The organism is Pseudomonas sp. PHC1 (assembly GCF_046487845.1).
Taxonomy (GTDB): Bacteria; Pseudomonadota; Gammaproteobacteria; order Pseudomonadales; family Pseudomonadaceae; genus Aquipseudomonas; species Aquipseudomonas sputi.
Window position 1 is genome coordinate 36,685 of sequence record NZ_JBJXHJ010000018.1, and the last position, 21,551, is coordinate 58,235.

The following is a 21,551-nucleotide window of genomic DNA, read 5'->3' on the forward strand; positions in this document are numbered from 1 at the left end:
ATCGCCGCATTTGGCCTCGCTGAGAATGGATGCAGTACCGCGAGGTGGTCACGAGAATGCTCATGCTCATCGGTAGCTATTCCTTCACGCTGGTTTTCATTTCGCTGTGTGTGGCGATCCTCGCTTCGTACACCGCGCTCGATCTCACCGGGCGCATTGCCACTGCCAAGGGCCGCGCCGTGCATTTGTGGACGGCCGGCGGGGCATTTGCCATGGGCATCGGCGTCTGGTCGATGCATTTCATTGGCATGCTGGCATTCAAACTGCCGATCAGCCTCGGTTATGACATTTCGATCACGGCGCTCTCATTGCTGATCGCCGTGCTGTCCTGCGGTTTTGCCCTGTGGCTGGTGAGCCAGCCGAAACTGCCGGCCTGGCAACTGGCCTTTGGCGCGCTGATCATGGGCGCCGGCATCAGCGCCATGCATTACACCGGCATGGCCGCGATGCGCATGCAGCCGGGCATCGACTACGATCCGACCCTGTTCGGCGCCTCGTTGTTGATCGCCGTCGGTGCTTCGGCGGCAGCGCTGTGGATCGCCTTCCGCCTGCGTCAGCATTCGCCTTACGTGCGGCTGTTTCGGGCCGGGGCGGCGATTGTCATGGGCGTGGCGATTGTCGGCATGCATTACACCGGCATGGCCGCGGCGCGGTTTCCCGACGGCAGTTTCTGCGGCGCGGCGCTCAGCGGCCTGAACGGCAAAGGCCTCGACAATCTGGTGCTGATCACCACGCTGGCGGTGTTGGCCATCGCGTTGCTGACCTCGATTCTCGATGCGCGCCTCGAAGCCCGTACGGCTGATCTGGCTCATTCCTTGACCGTGGCCAACCGCGAACTCACCCAATTGGCCCTGCACGACCCCCTGACCGGCCTGCCGAACCGCATGTTGCTGGACGACCGGATCAATCAGGCGATGAAAGAGGTCAACGAGCAGGGTGGCTGTTTTGCGCTGATGTTCATCGATCTGGACGGCTTCAAACCGGTCAACGACGCGTTCGGGCACCACATGGGTGACCAGTTGCTGCGCGAAGTGGCGGTGCGTCTGCGCGAAGACTTGCGCAGCCTCGACACGCTGGCGCGGATCGGCGGCGATGAGTTTGTCCTGCTGGTGCGCCTGACCGAACCCGACGATGCACTGGGCCTGGCGGCGCGTCAGGTGGGCCTGATCGCTCAGTCATTCCGGGTCGCCGAGCATGAACTGCAGATTTCCGCCAGCGTCGGCATTGCGCTCTACCCCGGCAACGGGGAAAGCGCCCAGGAACTGCTGATGAACGCCGACGCCGCGATGTACCACGCCAAGGGCGGCGGCAAGAACGGTTACAGCTTCTTCGACGTTTCGATGAACAGTAACGCCCGCAAGCAATTGCAACTGTTGCAGGACCTGCGTGCAGCACTGGAGCACAGCGAGTTCTGCCTGCATTACCAACCCAAATTCCACGCCGCTGACGGTCACCCGGTCGGTGCCGAAGCGTTGCTGCGCTGGGAACATCCGGTCCACGGCATGCTGATGCCGGACACGTTCATTGATCTGGCGGAGAAGACCGGGCTGATCATTCCGATTGGCGAATGGGTGCTCAACGAAGCCTGCCGGCAGATGCGCGAATGGTACGTGCTGGGCTACACCGACTGGCGGATCGCGGTGAACCTGTCGGCGTTGCAGTTCTGCCACGCCGGGCTGGTGCGAAGCGTGGCCAAGGCCTTGGCCACCCACCATTTGCCGGCCAACAGCCTGACCCTGGAAATCACCGAAACCACCGCCATGAGCGACGCCGATGCGAGCATGACGGTATTGCAGGAGCTGTCGGACATGGGCGTCGATCTGTCCATCGATGACTTCGGAACCGGCTATTCCAGCCTGATGTACCTCAAGCGTCTGCCGGCCAATGAGCTGAAGATCGATCGCGGTTTCGTCCGTGATCTGGAACACGACAGCGACGATGCGGCGATCGTTTCGGCAATTGTCGCCCTGGGTCAGGCGCTGGGGCTGCGCATTGTGGCCGAAGGCGTCGAGACCGACTCGCAACAGGACTTCCTGACGCAACTGGGCTGCGATTCGCTGCAAGGTTATCTGCTTGGTCACCCGATGCCGGCGGATCGCTTTCTGCAGGACGTCGCGCGCGGCAAACCATTGGCGGTGAGCTGAGCCACTCATTGCAGGTCATGCAAAACCCTGCAATGACGGTTATTCTTGCCCCGACTGTTACGTGTGCATCGGGGGAAAAGCCAGCATGGATAAAGTCATTGTGATCACCGGCGGCGGTCGTGGAATCGGTGCGGCCACCGCGCTGTTGGCTGCCGAGCAAGGCTATCGGATCTGCATCAATTACCAGACGGACGAACAGGCCGCACACCATGTGCTCGATCAGGTTCGGGAACGCGGCGCGACGGCCATCGCCGTGCGTGCCGACGTCAGTATCGAAGACGAAGTGATCGCGCTGTTCCACCGGGTCGACACCGAGCTGGGCCGGGTCACTGCCCTGGTGAACAACGCCGGCACCGTCGGGCACAAGTCGCGGGTCGACGAAATGTCCGAATTCCGCATCCTCAAAATCATGAAAACCAACGTGCTGGCGCCGATCCTCTGCGCCAAGCACGCGATCTTGCGCATGTCACCCAAACACGGCGGGCAGGGCGGCAGTATCGTCAACGTCTCCTCGGTCGCCGCGCGGCTGGGCTCGCCCAATGAATATGTCGATTACGCCGCCTCCAAAGGTGCGCTGGATAGCTTCACCATCGGTCTGTCCAAGGAAGTGGCGGGCGAGGGGATTCGGGTGAATGCGGTGCGCCCGGGATACATCTATACCGATTTTCACGCCTTGAGCGGCGATCCGGATCGGGTCAGCAAGCTGGAGTCGGCGATCCCGATGGCCCGGGGCGGCCGGCCGGATGAGGTCGCAGAGGCGATTGTGTGGTTGCTGTCGGACAAGGCTTCGTATGCCACCGGGACTTTCGTCGACCTCGGTGGCGGGCGCTAACCCCCAATGATCGTTCCCACGCTCTGGAGTGGGAACGATCAGCGGTCACTCAGAACGACCGCACAATCCGTCCCAACGTCTCCATCGCCTTCTCCGAGTCCTCGGTCCACGGGCTGCCGTAGTTCAAACGAATGCAATTCCTGAAGCGCTGGGTCGGTGAAAAGATCGGCCCCGGTGCAATGCTGATCCCCTGCGCCAACGCCATCTGAAACAACTTCAACGAATCCATCTGCGGTGGCAGTTCCAGCCACAGGAAGTAGCCGCCGGCTGGTTGACTGACGCGCGTCTGCGCCGGGAAGTAACGGGCGATGGCCGCGAGCATCGCGCTTTGCTGTTCTTCCAGGGCGTAGCGCAGTTTGCGCAGGTGACGGTCGTAGCCCCCGTGTTGCAAATAGTCGGCGATGGCTGCTTGGGCCGGCATCGAGGCGCACAGCGAAGTCATCAGTTTCAGTCGTTCGATTTTCTGCGCATAGCGTCCGGCGGCGACCCAACCGATGCGGTAGCCGGGGGCCAGGCTCTTGGCAAATGAACCGCAATGCATCACCAGACCTTCGGTATCGAAAGCCTTGGCCGGTTTCGGTGCCTGCTGGCCGTAATAGAGTTCGGCGTAAACATCGTCTTCGATCAGCGGCACCTGATGCTGTTTCAGCAGTTCCACCAGTTCCTGTTTCTTGGCCTCGGGCATGGTTGCGCCCATCGGATTCTGAAAACTGGTCATGCACCAGCAGGCCTTGATCGGGTGTCGTTCCAGCGTCTGGGCGAGCACGCCGAGGTCGATGCCGTCGCGCGGATGCACGGGGATTTCCACGGCTTTGAGTTTCAGGCGCTCCAGCACTTGCAGGCTGGCGTAGAACGCCGGGGCTTCGATGGCCACCAGATCACCGGGCTCGGTCACGGCTTGCAGGCACAGGTTCAGCGCTTCAAGGGCGCCGTTGGTGATCAGCAATTCCTCCATCGGCAGCATCAGGCCGCCGACCATGTAGCGCAGGGCGATCTGCCGGCGCAGTTGCGGGTTGCCCGGCGACATGTCGGTGACCACCATGCGCGGGTCCATCTCCCGCGCGGCGCTGGCCAGCGAGCGGGACAGGCGTTGCAGCGGAAACAGGGTCGGGCTGGGGAACGCCGAGCCGAACGGCACGGTGCTCGGGTCCTTGATCGATTCCAGCACCGAGAACACCAGTTCGCTGACGTCGACCTTGGTCGACTCGTTGACCTGGCTGCTGATCACCGGCTCCGAGAACGGGCTCGGGGCGTGGGTGTTGACGAAATAGCCGGAGCGCGGGCGGGCACGGATCAGGCCGCGACGTTCCAGCAGATAGTAGGCCTGGAACACCGTGGACGGGCTGACGCCGTAAGTCTGGCTCGCGTAGCGCACCGACGGCACCCGCTGACCGGGGCCGAGGACGCCGGAGCGGATCAGTTCAGCGATGTCGTCGGCGAATTTTTCGTAGCGTTTCATCGATGTCCTGCAATGGAAGGAATTTGAAAAACGGCTGTGCCAATGCAAGCCATACCATTGGCACAACGGACAGCATCTTAAAGCCTCACCGATTCATCGGCGCAACAAACCGGCTCTTCGCCACGCTATAAATCTCGGGCTCATCACTGTCGGCAATCCTGAAGCTCAAGGTCTGCGAGCTGCTGGCGGGACGGTCGGTGGTCATTGCCACGGACACCGGCACATCGACGATCTCGCCCGGCGCCAGGCTCAGTTCGGTCTTGCCTTGCAGCTGGAAGCCGTCACCGTCCACCAGGCTCAGGTTGTAGTCCTGGCGCTGCTGGGTCTTGTTGATGACTTTGAGGGTGTAGATGTTTTCGATCTGGCCCTGACCATTCTCGCGGAACAGACCACGGTCCTTGGTCACGTCCAGCGACACCATTGGCCGTTCGACCAGTGCCAGGGTGAGGGCGCCGATCATCACCACCAGCACCGCGACGTAGCCGATCAGCCGTGGGCGCAGCAGATGCGTCTTGCCTCCCTGCAATTCACGTTCGGAGGTGTAGCGAATCAGGCCACGGGCGTAATTCATCTTGTCCATGATCGAATCGCAGGCGTCGATGCACGCTGCGCAGCCGATGCATTCCATTTGCAGGCCGTCGCGGATGTCGATGCCGGTCGGGCAGACCTGCACGCACAACTGGCAATCGATGCAGTCACCGAGGCCGGCTTCGGCCGGTTTGACCTCGCGTTTGCGCGGGCCACGGCTTTCGCCGCGGGCGACGTCGTAGGAAATGGTCAGGGTGTCCTTGTCGAACATCACGCTCTGGAACCGCGCATACGGGCACATGTGCATGCACACCGCTTCACGCAGCCAGCCGGCATTGATGTAGGTGGCGGCGGTAAAGAACAGCACCCAGAACAGACTGACACCGCCGATCTGCAGGGTCAGCAGCTCTTCGGCCAGCGGCCGGATCGGGGTGAAGTAGCCGACGAAGGTCAGGCCGGTCAGCACGCTGATCGCCAGCCACAGCGTGTGCTTGGCCGCACGTCGTGCCAGTTTGTTCAGGCTCCACGGTGCCGCTTGCAGCTTGATCCGCTGGTTGCGTTCGCCTTCGGTGATCTTCTCGCACCACATGAAGATCCACGTCCACGAACTCTGTGGGCAGGTGTAACCACACCAGACCCGACCGGCGAACACGGTAATGGCGAACAGGCCGAATGCGGCGATGATCAGCAGCGCCGACAGCAGAATGAAATCCTGCGGCCAGAAGGTCGCGCCAAAGATGTGGAATTTGCTTTCGGAAAGGTCCCAGAGCACTGCCTGACGACCGCCCCAGTTCAGCCACACCGTGCCGAAGAACAGCAAAAACAGAAACCCCGCGCCGCTCATGCGCAAGGTGCGGAACAGGCCGGTGAAGCTGCGGGTGAAGATCTGGTTGTCGCTGGTGGCGTGTTTCGCCTTCATTGGGCGCGCCGGTACTTTTTTGATCTGGGGAGATGCTTCTACGGTTCGGACGGGGATTCGTTCGCTCATGGTCGTTCGCTCATCAGCCTCCATCAGGCCAGGGAACTATGAGCGTCGATCTGTTTGCATAACAGACTCAGGTATTTCAATAAAAAGCGGATCAGATGGATTCTGAGTCAATGCCTGCGACAACTTGAAGCAGCCCGCAGGCCAAAGCGCAGAGGCCTATCCCAGAGCTCTGCGCCGGTTGTTGATCGAGGTCAGTCAAATGACCGAATCACTGTCGTCGGCCTTCAGGTGTTTGCGACCATCCCGGGCGCCTGCGACGGTCAATGCATCGGCTTCCGCTTCGGTGACGTAGATGCGCCGTCCTTCCACTTCGACGAACGACATGGCTTTTTCGCTATCTGTCCTGACTTCCAGCGTGTCGCAGATCCGGATTTCCTCACCGTTTTCCACGGTGAAAAAACAGACTTTCGATTCCGGATTGCTTTCATCGATACGAACGGGCATGGGCGTGTCCTTTTTTCACGGGAGTCTGAGACGTTAGGGTGCGCGGTTCTGCAGATCGTTCGACGCAACCGATTAATGGTCGCCGCTGTCCATCCTTTATCAACGCATTACAAGGACTGGACGATGAACGCCTGGTGGCATGAAGTGTGGGAAACCCTGCAAGCGGAATTCGCTGACATCGACGATGCGTCGCAGCTGACCCGGATCACCGTGCGCCTGCTGACGGCGGCGATATTGGGCGGGATTCTCGGCTTCGAGCGTGAACACAAAGGCAAAGCCGCCGGGGTGCGAACGCACATGCTGGTGGCCCTCGGCGCGGCGCTGTTTGTATTGGTGCCGCAATTGTCCGGGTCCCAGGCCGACGCCATGAGCCGGGTGGTGCAAGGGGTCATCGCCGGCATCGGCTTTCTCGGCGCCGGCACCATCCTGAAGAACCACGAAGGTGACGAAGGCCACGTCAAGGGCCTGACCACCGCCGCCGGCCTGTGGTTGACCGCCGCCATCGGCGTCGCGGCCGGGTTGGGCCGCGAGTCGACAGCGGTGCTCAGTACGTTGCTGGCGCTGGGGATCTTCAGCGTCATGCCGCGGATCGTCAGCGTCTTCGAGAAGGATGAACCGGATAAGGATCGTATCGAGAAGGACCCCAACGATCCGCGCTGATCAGACGATCACCGGCGGCATGGTCGTCGGCGGTTCTTCCTTGGGCGGTGGCGTGGTGCCAGGCGGCTCCTGTTCGGGAATCGGCTGTGGCTCGGTCTCGGGCAGGATCGGTTTGTCGATGTTCGGATCCGGTGTTTCGGCGGGAATCGGGATAGTCATCGGGTGAACCTCCGTGTGGCACTTGGCGTGGGACGTGCTTAAGTGGATTGACCACTTCACTGCGAAATCGATCCGATTTTGTAGCGGGGCAAATCCCTGTGAACTTTTCCCGGCGACGGCCGCTCGGAACCTGAGAGAGTTCATCCGGGCCCAGGCCCGGCCGTGAACGCCAAACAGGCAAACGAGCGTCCTTGGGGCGTTAAGGAGAGATGCTCAATGACTGCTGAAAAACCCGCCGAACAGAGCTACAACCCGCACATGCCGCTGTCGCAGGCTTTGCTGTTGCCGCGCATCGTCATTGAAGACACCGCGCCAACCCTCGATGGCGGCCAGTTTGCCGTCAAGGCCATTGCTGGCCGCAAGATCGTGGTCACCAGCAAGGTGTTCGCCGACGGTCACGACAAACTGGCGGTGCGTATCCGCTGGCGCGAAGAGGGCGACGAGTCGTGGCAGACCGAGGTCATGTCCGATCAGGGCAATAACGGCTGGCGCGGTGTGTTCCAGCCACAGCGCATGGGCCGCTATCTGTTTCTGATCGAAGCGTGGATCGACCAGTTCGCCAGTTTTCAATACGAGCTGGAGAAGAAACACACTGCGGGCGTCCCGGTCAGCCTCGAGCTGCAAGAGGGCCGCACCCTGGTGCAGCAGGCTGCCGAGCGCAGCGAAGGTCAGCTCAGCGAACAGCTGGCCGGCCTGCACCACGAATTGTCCGGCCTGCTCGAAACCGAGCAGGTTGCGTTGTTTTTGCACTCGCGCAGTGCGCAACTGATGGCCGAGGCCGATCATCGCGCCTACCTGAGCATCAGTGCGGAATTTCCGGTGGACGTCGAACGCGAGCTGGCGGAGTTTGCCAGTTGGTACGAACTGTTTCCCCGCTCGATCACCGACGATCCTGTCCGCCACGGCACTTTCAATGACGTGCATTCGCGGCTGCCGATGATTCAGGACATGGGGTTTGACGTGTTGTACTTCACGCCGATTCACCCGATTGGTCGCAGCCATCGCAAGGGGCGCAACAATTCCCTGACCGCCGGCCCGGATGATCCTGGCAGCCCGTATGCGATCGGCAGCGAGGAGGGCGGCCACGAAGCGATTCACTCGCAACTCGGCACCCGCGAGGATTTCCGCCGGCTGGTGGCGGCCGCTGCCGAGCACGGTCTGGAAATCGCCCTCGACTTCGCCATCCAGTGTTCCCAGGATCACCCGTGGCTCAAGCAGCATCCGGGCTGGTTCAACTGGCGGCCGGACGGCACGATCAAATACGCGGAGAACCCGCCGAAGAAATACCAGGACATCGTCAACGTCGACTTCTATGCGCCGGAAGCGATCCCGAGTCTGTGGGTCGAGTTGCGCGACATCGTGGTCGGCTGGGTGCAGGAGGGCGTGAAGATTTTTCGCGTCGATAACCCGCACACCAAGCCGCTGCCGTTCTGGCAATGGCTGATCGCCGATGTGCGCACGCTGTACCCGGAAGTGATCTTCCTCGCCGAAGCCTTTACCACGCCGGCGATGATGGCGCGCCTGGGCAAGGTCGGTTACACCCAGAGCTACACCTATTTCACCTGGCGCAATACCAAGACCGAATTGGCGACCTACTTCACCGAACTGAATGAGTCGCCGTGGCGCGAATGCTATCGGCCGAATTTCTTCGTCAACACACCGGACATCAACCCGGCGTTCCTGCATGAGTCGGGACGTCCCGGATTTCTCATCCGCGCCGCGCTGGCGACCATGGGCTCGGGCCTGTGGGGCATGTATTCAGGGTTTGAGCTGTGCGAATCGGCGCCGGTGCCGGGCAAGGAGGAATACCTCGATTCCGAGAAGTACGAGATCCGTGTCCGCGACTTCAACCAGCCCGGCAACATCATTGCCGAAATCGCCCAGCTCAACCGCATCCGCCGCCAGAACCCGGCGCTGCACAGTCACCTGGGCCTGAAGATCTACAACGCCTGGAACGACAACATTCTGTATTTCGGCAAGCGCAGCGCGGACGGCAGCAACTTCATTCTGGTCGCTGTCAGCCTCGACCCGCATAACGTGCAGGAGGCGAATTTCGAGCTGCCGCTGTGGGAAATGGGCCTGCCGGACAATGCCACCACCCACGGCGAAGACCTGATGAACGGCCATCGCTGGGACTGGCACGGCAAATACCAGTTCATGCGGATCGACCCGGCGTATCAGCCGTTCGGAATCTGGCGCATTACTTCCCCTTGATCGTTCCCACGTCGAGGCGTCGAACCGTCCGCGTGGGAATGCATCCCGCGACGCTCCGCGTCCCAAAGCGGACGCAGAGCGTCCATGGCGGCATTCCGACGCGGAGCGTGGGAACGATCAGCGATCAGCGATCTGCGCAGGGCGCCCTTATTGAATTCAACAGGAGTTTCACATGGCGAAGAAACCCAAGGCAGCCACCTTCATCAAAGACCCGCTCTGGTACAAGGACGCGGTCATCTATCAAGTTCACGTCAAATCCTTTTTCGACTCGAACAACGACGGGATCGGCGACTTTCCCGGCCTGATCGCCAAACTCGATTACATCGCCGATCTTGGCGTCAACACCATCTGGCTGTTGCCGTTCTACCCTTCGCCACGCCGCGACGACGGTTACGACATCGCCGAATACCGAGGCGTCCACAGCGATTACGGGACGATGGCCGACGCCAAGCGCTTTATCGCCGAGGCGCACAAGCGTGGCCTGCGGGTGATTACCGAGCTGGTCATCAACCACACCTCCGATCAGCACCCGTGGTTCCAGCGTGCGCGCAAGGCCAAGCCCGGATCGGCGGCGCGGGACTTTTATGTGTGGTCGGATGACGACCAGAAATACGACGGCACCCGGATCATTTTCCTCGACACCGAAAAGTCCAACTGGACCTGGGACCCGGTGGCCGGCCAGTACTTCTGGCACCGCTTCTATTCGCATCAGCCGGATCTCAACTTCGATAACCCGCAAGTCATGAAAGCCGTGCTGTCGGTGATGCGCTACTGGCTGGACATGGGCATCGACGGCCTGCGACTGGATGCGATTCCGTACCTGATCGAACGCGACGGCACCAACAACGAAAACCTCCCGGAAACCCACGACGTTCTCAAGCAGATCCGCGCCGAAATCGACGCCAACTACCCCGATCGCATGCTACTGGCCGAAGCCAACCAATGGCCGGAAGACACCCAGCTGTACTTCGGCGACACCGACGCCGAGGGCGTCAATGGCGACGAGTGCCACATGGCGTTCCACTTTCCGCTGATGCCGCGCATGTACATGGCGCTGGCCCAGGAAGATCGCTTCCCGATCACCGACATCTTGCGCCAGACCCCGGAGATTCCGGCCAACTGCCAGTGGGCGATCTTTCTGCGCAACCACGATGAACTGACGCTGGAGATGGTCACCGACAAGGAACGCGACTACCTGTGGAATTACTACGCCGCCGACCGTCGCGCGCGGATCAACCTGGGTATCCGCCGGCGTCTGGCGCCGCTGATGGAGCGCGACCGCCGCCGCATCGAGCTGCTCAACAGTCTGCTGCTGTCGATGCCCGGCACGCCGACCCTGTATTACGGCGATGAAATCGGCATGGGCGACAACATTTATCTGGGCGACCGCGATGGCGTGCGTACGCCGATGCAATGGTCGATCGACCGCAACGGTGGGTTCTCCCGCGCCGATCCGGCCAGTCTGGTGCTGCCTCCGATCATGGACCCGCAATACGGCTATCAGTCGGTGAACGTCGAAACCCAGGCCGGCGATCCGCATTCACTGCTGAACTGGACCCGTCGTCTGCTGGCCGTGCGCAAGCAATCGAAGGCGTTTGGTCGCGGTACGTTGAAAATGCTTTCGCCGGCCAACCGCCGCGTTCTGGCGTACACCCGCGAATACACCGGACCGGACGGCAAGCACGAAATCATTCTGTGCGTGGCCAACGTGTCGCGCAGCGCGCAAGCGGTGGAGCTCGACCTGTCGGCCTACGTCGGCATGGTGCCGGTGGAGATGCTGGGCGGTAACGCGTTCCCGCCCATCGGCCAGTTGAGTTTCCTGCTGACCTTGCCGCCTTACGGTTTCTACTGGTTCGGCCTGGCGGCGGAAAACCAGATGCCGAGCTGGCACGTCGAGCCGGCGCAGAGCCTGCCGGACTTCACCACGCTGGTGCTGAAAAAGCGCATGGAGGAACTGCTCGAAGCACCGTCCCGGGCCATGCTCGAGCAGACCATCCTGCCGAACTGGCTGCAGAATCGTCGCTGGTTCGCCGGCAAGGACGCCGCCATCGACCAGGTGAGCCTGGCCTATGGCGTGCGCTTCGGCGATGCGCAGCATCCGGTGCTGTTGAGCGAAATCGAAGTGCAGAGCGGCGGGCAGACCAGTCGCTATCAATTGCCGTTCGGCTTCATATCCGAAGATCAGGTCGGGCCGGCATTGCCGCAGCAACTGGCTTTGGCCCGCGTGCGCCGGGTGCGTCAGGTCGGGTTGATTACCGATGCCTTCAGCCTTGAAGCGTTTATTCGCGCGGTGCTGCAAGGCATGCAGGGCGGTACGGTGCTGGAATCCGGTGACGGCGAGATCCGTTTCGAGGCAACGCCGCAACTGGAAAACCTTGGCCTAGGCGCCGAATCCGAAGTGCGCTATCTGTCCGCCGAGCAATCCAACAGTTCGGTGGTGATCGGCAACAGCCTGGTGCTCAAGCTGATCCGCAAAGTCGCTTCTGGCGTACACCCGGAACTGGAAATGAGCGCTTACCTGACCGCCGCCGGATTTGCCAATATCTCCCCGCTGCTGGGTTCGGTGATTCGCCGCGGCGCCGATGGCGAGGACAACCTGCTGATGATTGCGCAGGGCTATCTGAGCAACCAGGGCGATGCCTGGGAATGGACGCAGAACAACCTCGAACGGGCGCTGCGCGATGAGCTGGCTGACGCCATGTCTGAACAGGCGCAACACTACAACGCCCTCGGTGAGCTGAAGGATTTCGCCGGCATGCTCGGCCAGCGCCTGGGGGAAATGCATCAGGTGCTGGCAGCGCCGAGCGACAACAACGACTTCGCGCCGCAGGTCAGTTCGGCCAAGGATGCCCAGGCGATCGGCAAGGACGTCGGGGCGCAGGTCGAGCACGCTTTGAAACTCCTGAAGCAACATCAGGGCGAACTCGACGCGGCGGATCAGAAGCTTGTCGCTCGATTGCTCGACAACAAGAAAACCATCCTGGCCCATGTGCAGGAACTGGCAAAACAATCCGCGGGCGGCTTACGCATTCGTGTGCACGGCGATCTGCATTTGGGACAAGTGCTGGTGATCAAGGGCGATGCCTTCCTGATCGATTTCGAGGGCGAACCGGCACGGCCACTGGCCGAGCGCCGGGGCAAGCACAGTCCGTACAAGGACGTCAGTGGGGTGCTGCGCTCCTTCGACTATGCCGCGGCCATGGCCCTGAATGTGCACAACGTCGACAACAGCCCCGAGGCTGAAGCCGCGCGCCGGCGGGTCACGGAGCGGTATTTGCGTGAAGCACGGGACGCATTTCTCCAGGCATATCGCCAAGCGGCAGCTAGTCTTGATCATGCCTGGCAAGATCCTGAAGGTGCCGACGCCGCACTGGCGTTGTTCGGTCTGGAGAAAGCGGCCTACGAAGTGGCCTATGAAGCCGAAAATCGCCCCACCTGGCTGCCCGTGCCGCTGCACGGTCTGTATGGGTTATTGACGGGGCTCAAACCCTTTTCCGATCTTGGTGGAGAGTAGTCATGAGTTTCTCGAACAGGGAACAGGGTCACGCTAAAGAAAGATTGCTGCCCGCTGCAAAAGACATTGATGCCTTGGTGCGCGCAGAACACCACGACCCGTTTTCCATTCTTGGCCCCCACGGCGATGGTGCCGGCGGGCAATTTGTCCGGGCTTACCTGCCCGGCGCGTTGAGCGTTTCGGTGCTGGACAAGAACAGTGGCGAAGAGCTCGGGCCGCTGGATGCCACTGAAACGCCGGGGCTGTTTGTCGGCCATTTCGAGTCGGCGCGGCCGTACCTGTTGCGCACCCGCTGGGCCGGTGGTGAGCAGGTCGCGGAAGATCCTTACAGCTTCGGTCAGTTGCTGGGTGAAATGGACCTGTACCTGTTTGCCGAAGGCAATCACCGCGACCTCAGCAGTTGCCTGGGCGCGCAGTTGAAAACCGTCGACGGCGTAGACGGCGTGCGCTTTGCCGTGTGGGCCCCGAATGCTCGCCGGGTGTCGGTGGTCGGCGATTTCAACGTCTGGGACGGGCGGCGGCATCCGATGCGCTTGCGGCATCCGTCTGGCGTGTGGGAATTGTTCATTCCGCGCCTGCAGGCAGGGGAGCTGTACAAATACGAAATCCTTGGGGCCCACGGCATTCTGCCGCTGAAGGCCGACCCGATGGCGCTGGCCACCAGCCTGCCGCCGGACACCGCTTCGAAAGTCGCCGCGCCGTTGCAGATCGACTGGCAGGATGAGGACTGGATGACCGGCCGTCGCGAGCGCCAGCAGCACAACGCGCCGCTGTCGATCTATGAATTGCATGCCGGCTCCTGGCAGTGCGAGCTGGATGATCTGGGCGAAGTCGCGCGCCAGTACTCCTGGCCGGAACTGGCCGAACGTCTGATTCCTTATGTGAAAGAGCTGGGCTTCACCCACATCGAACTGATGCCGATCATGGAGCACCCGTTCGGCGGTTCATGGGGCTATCAGTTGCTGTCGCAGTTCGCTCCGAGTGCGCGATACGGTACGCCCGAGCAGTTCGGCGATTTCGTCAATGCCTGCCACCAGGCGGGCATCGGTGTGATTCTCGATTGGGTGCCGGCGCATTTTCCCACCGATACCCACGGTCTGGCGCAGTTCGACGGCACCGCGTTGTACGAATATGGCAACCCGCTGGAGGGTTTCCATCAGGACTGGGACACGCTGATCTACAACCTCGGCCGCACCGAAGTGCACGGCTACATGCTGGCGTCGGCGCTGCACTGGTTGAAGCATTTCCATGTCGATGGGCTGCGGGTCGATGCGGTGGCGTCGATGCTGTATCGCGACTATTCGCGAAAGGCCGGCGAGTGGGTACCCAATCGTCATGGGGGGCGCGAGAACCTGGAAGCCATCGATTTCCTGCGGCACTTGAACGACGTGGTGGCACTGGAAGCGCCGGGCGCGCTGGTGATCGCCGAGGAATCCACGGCATGGCCGGGCGTCAGCCAGAGCACCCAGCAGGGCGGTCTCGGTTTTGCCTATAAATGGAACATGGGCTGGATGCACGATTCGCTGCATTACATCCAGCAGGATCCGGTGTACCGCGCCCATCATCACAATGAGTTGAGTTTCGGTCTGGTCTACGCCTGGTCCGAGCGGTTCATCCTGCCGATTTCCCATGACGAAGTGGTGCACGGCAAGCATTCGCTGATTGACAAGATGCCCGGCGACCGCTGGCAGAAGTTTGCCAACCTGCGCGCCTACTTGAGCTTCATGTGGACCCATCCGGGCAAGAAACTGCTGTTCATGGGGTGCGAGTTCGGCCAGTGGCGCGAGTGGAATCATGACCAGCAACTGGACTGGTACCTGCTGCAATACTCGGAACACAAAGGCGTGCAGAAACTGGTTGGCGACCTCAACCGGCTGTACCGCGACGAGCCGGCGCTGCACGAGCAGGACGATGCGCCGCAAGGGTTTCAGTGGTTGATCGGCGACGATGCGATCAACAGCGTTTACGCCTGGTTACGCTGGAGCAAGGACGGCACGCCGGTGCTGGTGGTGGCCAACTTCACCCCGGTGCCGCGTCAGTCGTACCGCGTCGGTGTACCGTTTGCCGGGCGCTGGAAGGAATTGCTCAACAGTGACGCCGACACCTACGCCGGTTCCAATTATGGCAATGGTGGCGGGGCGTTCACCGAAGAGGTGGCGAGCCATGGCCAGGCGCTGTCACTGGAGCTGAACCTGCCGCCGTTGGCGGTGTTGATCCTCAAACCTGAGGGCCCGAGCGCGTAACGGATCGCCCCACGCGGAGTACTGATCGTTCCCACGCACCGCGTGGGAACGATCATGACGGGTGCTCACCACCGCATCCGGATCCCCAAACTCCCGATCAACCCATTCAGGTCGTTATCGTCCACATCGCTGCTGTAATCGGCACTGACGTACACGCTCACCATCGGCGTCATTCTCGCCACCAGCCCCAGTCCGACTTCCACGGTCGAAGACTTGCGACTGCTGCTGATCTTGTCCACCTGATCCAGTGTCACCGAATTACCGGTGTACACCGTGTGCCACAGGTTCGTGCGCACGTAGGGTTCGACGGGCATGCCCTTGAGGTCGTAACTGCCTTTCAGGCGTGCACCGACCCGGCCGCTCCATGAAGAAATATCGCTGGAAGACCTGTTGCCCGAGCCAGCGTACGGCGTATCCAGGGTGATGCGCTGGTTGACCAACTGCGCCTGCGGTTCAACCACCCAGTTTTCTCCCAGCCCGATCGGAAATCCGCCTTCCACCGACAACGTCATCGCATTGCCTTCGGTGGCGCGACGTGCGCCTTGCTCATTGCGACTGAAACCGCTGACCCGACCGCCACTGGCCGACAAGTCAACGTGCCAGCCCTGCGGGCCGGTCAGGCTGTAGTAAGCGCCCAGGCTCTGGCCTTGCAGATTGAGGGTGTCGGTGCTCGGGTCGGCGAGGGCGCGGCTGGTAATCAGGCCGTTGCCATTGCCCTGAATCTGACTGACCCCGCCGATCAACCCGACCTGCTGGGTGTGGCCGCTGCTGTTTTTCAGGGTCAACACGGCGGGGCCCTTGGCTTCGCCAGTGCCGGGCATGGCGAAGCCCGGGCTGAGAACGTCGGTTTGCGCCTGGCGGGAAGTCTCTCCGTAAAGCTGCTCCCAGGCCGAAGGGGCAAGGTCCTCGGTGATCAACTGGGCACCGCGCAGATCCGGTTTCGGGCTCAGACGTTGCGGGCCCGGGGTCACGACCGTGGCGGGGAGGGTCATGACCGGAATGTCCTGGCGATACCAGGGCGTCGCCTCGTCCGCCACAGGACCCGCCTGCGCCTCCATGGACGAGCACAGCAAGATAGAACTTGAAACAGTGCAAAACGTGATTTTGATCTCTTGTGAAGTGATTGAAGTTTTCATGGAGGTCTACCTTGCTAGCGCATGTGGTATCTCGCCTTGGCGTCTCTCCTACCCCGAACGAGGGGCGACCGAATGAAGCGTGGCGAACCCGTGGTCGCTCGTTTTGACGAGTGATCTGAGGCTCGCCCCGAGTAGTGTTTCCGGGGGTAGTAAGGTAGAGCTAAGAAGACCCGAGCCCTCGCGTCAAGAAATTGGACGATGAGCGGTAAGGTCAGAACGGGCGATGCAAGTTTTTGTTTTTGCGTATTTATCCAAGTTCTTGTTTGTAGTGCCAATCACTGAGAAAACCGCGAGGCAGAGACCTTTTGCAACCGACAGTCGGTCTGCGAAACCGGGCCAGGCAACCGGTTTCGCACCACTGTGCGGGTGAGGACTGCTGTCAGAATCGCGCTACAAATGCACTTCGACGGCCAGCGGCAAATGATCCGAAAGATGTGTCCACGGTTTGTTGCCGAGGATTTGCGGGTCGTGGCTGCTGGCATTGCGCAGGTAGATCCGATCCAGACGCAGCAACGGGAAGCGCGCAGGGTAGGTCTTGGCGGGGCGGCCGTGATGGCGTTCGAAGGCTTCGTGCAGGTAGTCGCGGCGGGCGAGGGCGACATTGCCCTGCAACTGCCAGTCATTGAAGTCACCGGCGATGATGACCGGCGCATCGTCGGGCAGGGATTCGAGCAATTGGCAGAGCAGCTGCAACTGCAATTGTCGATGGCTTTCGAGCAGGCTCAGGTGCACGCAGATGGCATGTACTTCGGCATGCCCCGGCACATCCAGTACGCAGTGCAACAGCCCGCGCCGTTCCGGGCCGGTAATCGAGACGTCGAGATTGCGGTATTCGCGGATCGGGTATTTCGACAACAGGGCGTTGCCGTGATGGCCATCGGGATACACGGCATTGCGGCCGTAGGCGAAGTCGCTCCACATGCTGTCGGCGAGGAATTCGTACTGCGAGGTTTGCGGCCATTCGTGGTAGCGGCTGGAATGCCGCTCGTGTTCGCCCACCACTTCCTGCAGAAACACCAGATCGGCCGAGGTGCTGCGTACCGCTTCACGCAGCTCCGGAAGGATGAAACGTCGATTGAGCGCGGTGAAGCCCTTGTGTGTGTTGACCGTCAGCACCCGCAGGCGATGGATCGCGGACGGGGCGGACGTCTGCGCGTCGACGACATGACGCTTGGGATCGCTGGACACGTTCACTCCTCTGAATCATGACTGCCTGTTCATGCGACTGATCCGGGCGCGGGCAGTTCACTTTGACTGGCCGCCCGCGCCCGACGGACTGTCAATCGACGAAGACGATCTCGTAGGGCAGGCGCATGCGTTCCAGGATCGACTTGGGCAACAGTGGCGCGATTCCGATCGCCGGCTCGCCATTGAGCTGACTGGCGTAGGCATGGGTGGCGTGGCTCTTGCGTGCGACGGTCCAGGTGTCGAGGCGCAGCTTGCGTGCGCGATGCCAGGGAATCTGCGTCTGATCCCGTTCCGGCCAGTGCCAGGCCCAGACCGGGACATCGTGGTAGGTGGCCGCGACCTGTTGTGCCGCTTTGGCGCTGGCGCGGCCGACCACTTCATGATCGGCAGTGCCGTCTTCGCACCACGTGCTGAAGACCACATCACCGGGGCGCAGATAGCGGGCGATGAACTCGATCAATTGAGATTCCTGATCGTGCAGGGCGTTGTCAGTGAAACCACCACGCACCCATTTCAGGCTGTGCATCGGCAAACCGAGGCGGCGCAGGGCCTCGACGCTTTCCTGCGGGCGGAATACGCTCAGGCGTTTCTCCGACCACTGGCGTGAGCCCGGATGACTGGCGCTGCCATCGGTGATCGACAGTAACTGCAAGGGATGCCCGAGGCTGGAAAGCAGTTGCAGCAGGCCGCCGCAGGTCACGACTTCATCGCCGGGGTGCGGGGCGATGACCACGGCGCGGGCGCCGGGTGGCACCAAAGTGTGGGTATTGATGACGGGAATGTTGTCGAGCTGCGGGGCGCTGTTCCAGATCTGCGCCGGCAGGCCGTTCTCGCTGAGGGATAACGGTTTCATGGGTGATACGTCCTTGTTGTGTCTCGCCCTCAGTCGTCCGCGCCGTGATGTTGCCAGGCGTGTACGACCCGTGAAGGCTGGTGGATAGCCCTGCTGCGCTCCGAACCCTGGATTGCTGCGCAGCAGAGTATTGCTCAAGACGGGCGGTTCGTCGCGTCACAGATCAATCTGATCCGTTTTTTTTTATTCAGTCTGTGCCAGCTGTCGCAGATAGTCGCCAAAACCGCCGCTTGCGCGACTGTCCAGCCGGGCACTGGTAATGACCTGTGGACGATGGCTCCAGGCGATGCTGGCCCCGCAAAGCTCCAGTTGGCGCACCAGCTGCACATCTTCGTCGCAGGTCAACGGCTCGAACCCTCCGGCGCGCACGTAAGCTTGCGCGCTGACGCCCAGATTGGCGCCATGAATGTGCCGGTGACCTTCACAGGCCTGGTAATGACCGTGATAGCGAATCTGCGCGGCTTCATCGAATGAGTCATGCCAACGCTCGACCGTCACCGTGCCGCACACGGCATCGGCGCCCAGCCGCAGTTGCTCAACCAGCCAGTCCTCGGCGACGCGGCTGTCGGCATCCGAGCAGGAAATCCAGCGGGCACCCCGATCAAGCAGTTGTTGCGCACCGATGGCCCGGGCCTGGCCGACATTGCGCGCTTCGATGCTCAGCGCCTGCACCGGATACTGGCTGACGATGTGCGCCGAACGGTCGTGGCAACTGTCGAGCACCACCAGGATCTCCACCGGTTCCCCTGCCAGCATGGGATGCCCGGCGGCGCGCAGGGCGGCATGCAGGCAGTCATCGAGCCACGCTTCTTCGTTGTGTGCAGGGATCAGGATGCCAATCATCGCAACCCCTCCAGCGCGGCCACTGAACGCGGTTCGCGGCTCCAGACTTCCAGCAGGAAATCCGCTTCCTGGTGCAAGACCAGCCGTGGCAGGTGCAACTGTTCGTGAATCAGGTCGTGAACCTGGCGCGCATTGAGCGGGCAACCTTCGATGGGCGGTCGCCAGTGGCAGGCCAGCAATTGCCCGTCCGCTGTCAGCGAATCGCTGATGCGACGGATGATCTCTGTCAGATCTTGTCGATCAAGGTAGTAGCCGATTTCGCTGAAGACGATCAGATCGAACTTTTCGGCGGGCCAGTCGCCCGGCAGGCGACCGTGATGCACCTCGGCGTGGTCGAACAGGCTCAGGCGAGTGCGCGCCAGATTGACCGCGGCCTCGCTTGTATCGCAGCACAACAGCCGATCACAGCGTTCGGCCAGCGCCGCGCTCAGTTCACCGTTGGCGCACCCCGGCTCGAAGATGGCCCGGTAATGCGGGCGGGGCAGGGCCGCCAAAGTCACCAGGCGTTTGCGCTGCTCGTACCAGCGCTGGCGGAAACCCCAGGGGTCGCTATTGCCGGCGAACAGGCCTTCGAAGTAGCGATCCTCGACACTCATAGAAAGACCACCTCGAACGGTTGCAGCAGTCGGTCGATGACATAGGGCGCGAGCACCGGAGCCAGGCCGGCATCAGGATCGCCTTCCAACTGACTGGCGAAAGCGTGTACCGCGTGACGCTTTCGCGCGACCTGCGCCGGACTGAGCAGAATCTTGCGTGCCCGCTCCCAGGGCACGATGACGTCTTCCGGGGTCGCCCAGTGCCAGGTCCAGACCGGCAGTTCGTGGCAAATCGCACCCACGCGCCGCGCCGCTTCGACGCTGGCGCGGCCGACGGCTTCGTGGTCGCTGTGGCCGTCCTCGCGCCAAGTGGTGAAGATCACGTCGTCGGCGTGCAGGTAACCGGTCAAGTAGTCACACAGCATCGACTCGCGTGCGGCGACCCGGGTGTCGGGGAAACCGCCGCGCAGCCATTGCACCTGGTGCATGGGCAGGCCGAGACGACGCAGGGCTTCAGCGGACTCCTGCGGGCGTACCACGCTCAGCCGCTCTACCGGCCAGCGCTCCGAGCCCGGATGACTGGCGCTGCCATCGGTGACCGAAATCAATTGCAGGGTGCGTCCCGCCGCAGCGAGCTGTTGCAACAGCCCGCCGCAACCGAGCACTTCATCGTCCGGATGCGGCGCGATCACCACGGCCCGGGAGCCCGGCGGCACCAGATCGAGAATGTCGATGCTCTCCACCGCCGCCAAATGCCGTGAGCCCTGCCACTCGTGCAGGGAGGTTCCCTCGCCGACGATCGGATTGCGCTTCATAGGGCCCAACTCGCGCACGGTTGCTGCGCAATCAGTTGGCCCAGTGCCGCCAGATCCCGTTCGGCATGGCTCTGGCGCAGATACACCGGCAGGTCGGCCGCCAGGCGGGCAAAGTGCGGGTCCTTGCAGAACGGTCCGGCGCCAAGTGCCCGACCCGTCTCGCGGATGACCTGTTCGGCGGCATCTTCGACCACGCCGCGAACCCGCCGGGCCAACAACTCGGCGTTGGCTCCGGGATCGCTGTCGATGTCCAGGGCACTGACGCGCAGCACCTGCGCGGCAGCGTGCAACGCACCGTCGACGGCGCCGAGACTGGCCAATGCATGCGGCTCTTCACGGCGCGCACAGTGTTGGCGCAGGCGTTCGCCGATCTCCCTCGCGGCGCCGTACCAGCACGCGGCGATCCCGATCCCGCCGTGCCAGAAACCCGGACGCTGCAGGTAGTCGCCAGGATCGCCGATCGCCTGGGCCTCGACCTCATCGAACAGCACCTCGACGCTGCCGGTGGCGGCCATGCCGACCGCTTGCCAGCCTTGATCGGTGACGGTCACGCCCGGTTGATCGAGGGCCACGGCCACCAGTTGCTGACGATCGTCCTCATCCCACGCCGTCAGCAGGGCATGACTGAGCACTGTCGCCCCGGAGCACCAGGCCTTGCGTCCATTCAACTGCACCATTTGCCCCGAACGGCTGACCCGGACCCGCGCCTGCGGCGGTTCGGCGGCCCACATGCCCCACGTGCTGGCGGGCGTCGGCGAGCCACCGAGTTGTTCGATGATCGCCAACGCATCGGTATGACCTTCGTAGAGTTTGCACAGCCCCAGATCATGCCCGCCGACCTCGGCCAGCCTTTGCCAGCGCTCCAGCGTACGACCGCTACCGGGCAACGGCAGGCGGTCGAGGCCGGCCTCGACCAGCTGCCGCAGACACAGGCCGAGGGCGGCAGTGTCGCGGTAATCCGGCGTGTGCCGTGAGAGATAGGCGGACAAGTCCAT

The 21,551-nt window shown here is 62.1% G+C and carries 17 protein-coding genes; 6 read left to right on the top strand and 11 right to left on the bottom strand.

Features of this window, described 5'->3' with window-relative positions; all coding sequences use genetic code 11:
• The first annotated feature begins 62 nt into the window (after positions 1 to 62).
• A complete protein-coding gene (locus ACKJSM_RS20660; RefSeq protein WP_410238674.1) occupies positions 63 to 2,144 on the top strand; it encodes a putative bifunctional diguanylate cyclase/phosphodiesterase in 2,082 nt (693 codons plus the stop codon).
• 85 nt (positions 2,145 to 2,229) lie between these two features.
• Entirely contained in the window at positions 2,230 to 2,976 is a 747-nt protein-coding gene (locus ACKJSM_RS20665; protein WP_236178440.1) for an SDR family oxidoreductase, read from the top strand.
• 49 nt (positions 2,977 to 3,025) lie between these two features.
• Here the strand turns inward: ACKJSM_RS20665 and mapR are convergent, their stop codons facing one another.
• From mapR to ACKJSM_RS20680, 3 genes are all read right to left on the bottom strand, one after another.
• Positions 3,026 to 4,435, bottom strand: coding sequence for a GntR family transcriptional regulator MpaR (gene mapR, locus ACKJSM_RS20670; RefSeq protein WP_410238675.1), 1,410 nt, complete (start codon positions 4,433 to 4,435; stop codon positions 3,026 to 3,028).
• Positions 4,436 to 4,520: 85 nt separating this feature from the next.
• Complete coding sequence (gene ccoG, locus ACKJSM_RS20675) at positions 4,521 to 5,951, bottom strand: cytochrome c oxidase accessory protein CcoG (RefSeq protein ID WP_236178443.1); 1,431 nt, start codon at positions 5,949 to 5,951, stop codon at positions 4,521 to 4,523.
• 195 nt (positions 5,952 to 6,146) lie between these two features.
• The gene (locus ACKJSM_RS20680) at positions 6,147 to 6,395 is read right to left on the bottom strand and encodes a DUF3203 family protein (protein ID WP_236178444.1); all 249 of its coding nucleotides are present in this window, start codon (positions 6,393 to 6,395) and stop codon (positions 6,147 to 6,149) included.
• A 123-nt stretch (positions 6,396 to 6,518) separates the two neighbouring features.
• Between ACKJSM_RS20680 and ACKJSM_RS20685 the strand changes: the two genes are divergently transcribed.
• The gene (locus tag ACKJSM_RS20685; RefSeq protein WP_410238676.1) at positions 6,519 to 7,055 is read left to right on the top strand and encodes an MgtC/SapB family protein; all 537 of its coding nucleotides are present in this window, start codon (positions 6,519 to 6,521) and stop codon (positions 7,053 to 7,055) included.
• Here ACKJSM_RS20685 and ACKJSM_RS20690 read toward each other — a convergent pair whose 3' ends face one another.
• Positions 7,056 to 7,214, bottom strand: a complete 159-nt coding sequence (locus ACKJSM_RS20690; protein ID WP_236178446.1) for a hypothetical protein — start codon at positions 7,212 to 7,214, stop codon at positions 7,056 to 7,058.
• Positions 7,215 to 7,430: 216 nt separating this feature from the next.
• Here ACKJSM_RS20690 and ACKJSM_RS20695 point away from each other — a divergent pair, with 216 nt between their 5' ends.
• The 3 genes from ACKJSM_RS20695 to glgB all read left to right on the top strand — a co-directional run bounded on the left by ACKJSM_RS20695 (position 7,431) and on the right by glgB (position 15,185).
• Positions 7,431 to 9,428 (top strand): alpha-1,4-glucan--maltose-1-phosphate maltosyltransferase, encoded by a 1,998-nt coding sequence (locus ACKJSM_RS20695; RefSeq protein ID WP_410238677.1) that lies wholly within the window; start codon positions 7,431 to 7,433, stop codon positions 9,426 to 9,428.
• 172 nt (positions 9,429 to 9,600) lie between these two features.
• Entirely contained in the window at positions 9,601 to 12,942 is a 3,342-nt protein-coding gene (treS, locus tag ACKJSM_RS20700) for a maltose alpha-D-glucosyltransferase (RefSeq protein WP_410238678.1), read from the top strand.
• 2 nt (positions 12,943 to 12,944) lie between these two features.
• The gene (gene glgB / locus ACKJSM_RS20705; protein ID WP_410238679.1) at positions 12,945 to 15,185 is read left to right on the top strand and encodes a 1,4-alpha-glucan branching protein GlgB; all 2,241 of its coding nucleotides are present in this window, start codon (positions 12,945 to 12,947) and stop codon (positions 15,183 to 15,185) included.
• A gap of 65 nt (positions 15,186 to 15,250) precedes the next feature.
• Here the strand turns inward: glgB and ACKJSM_RS20710 are convergent, their stop codons facing one another.
• The 7 genes from ACKJSM_RS20710 to ACKJSM_RS20740 form a co-directional block, all read right to left on the bottom strand.
• Entirely contained in the window at positions 15,251 to 16,321 is a 1,071-nt protein-coding gene (locus ACKJSM_RS20710; protein WP_410238680.1) for an autotransporter domain-containing protein, read from the bottom strand.
• 390 nt (positions 16,322 to 16,711) lie between these two features.
• Entirely contained in the window at positions 16,712 to 17,509 is a 798-nt protein-coding gene (locus tag ACKJSM_RS20715; protein ID WP_410238681.1) for an endonuclease/exonuclease/phosphatase family protein, read from the bottom strand.
• A gap of 91 nt (positions 17,510 to 17,600) precedes the next feature.
• Positions 17,601 to 18,362, bottom strand: a complete 762-nt coding sequence (locus ACKJSM_RS20720; RefSeq protein WP_410238682.1) for a PIG-L deacetylase family protein — start codon at positions 18,360 to 18,362, stop codon at positions 17,601 to 17,603.
• A 183-nt stretch (positions 18,363 to 18,545) separates the two neighbouring features.
• Positions 18,546 to 19,205, bottom strand: a complete 660-nt coding sequence (locus tag ACKJSM_RS20725) for a glycosyltransferase (protein ID WP_410238683.1) — start codon at positions 19,203 to 19,205, stop codon at positions 18,546 to 18,548.
• Positions 19,202 to 19,801: a class I SAM-dependent DNA methyltransferase gene (locus ACKJSM_RS20730; protein ID WP_236178454.1), complete on the bottom strand. Its 600-nt coding sequence runs from the start codon at positions 19,799 to 19,801 to the stop codon at positions 19,202 to 19,204. The genes ACKJSM_RS20725 and ACKJSM_RS20730 overlap by 4 nt, the downstream gene beginning before the upstream one ends.
• The gene (locus ACKJSM_RS20735; protein WP_410238684.1) at positions 19,798 to 20,556 is read right to left on the bottom strand and encodes a PIG-L deacetylase family protein; all 759 of its coding nucleotides are present in this window, start codon (positions 20,554 to 20,556) and stop codon (positions 19,798 to 19,800) included. Before ACKJSM_RS20735 ends, ACKJSM_RS20730 begins: the two co-directional genes overlap by 4 nt.
• Entirely contained in the window at positions 20,553 to 21,551 is a 999-nt protein-coding gene (locus tag ACKJSM_RS20740; protein WP_410238685.1) for an acyl-CoA dehydrogenase family protein, read from the bottom strand. Before ACKJSM_RS20740 ends, ACKJSM_RS20735 begins: the two co-directional genes overlap by 4 nt.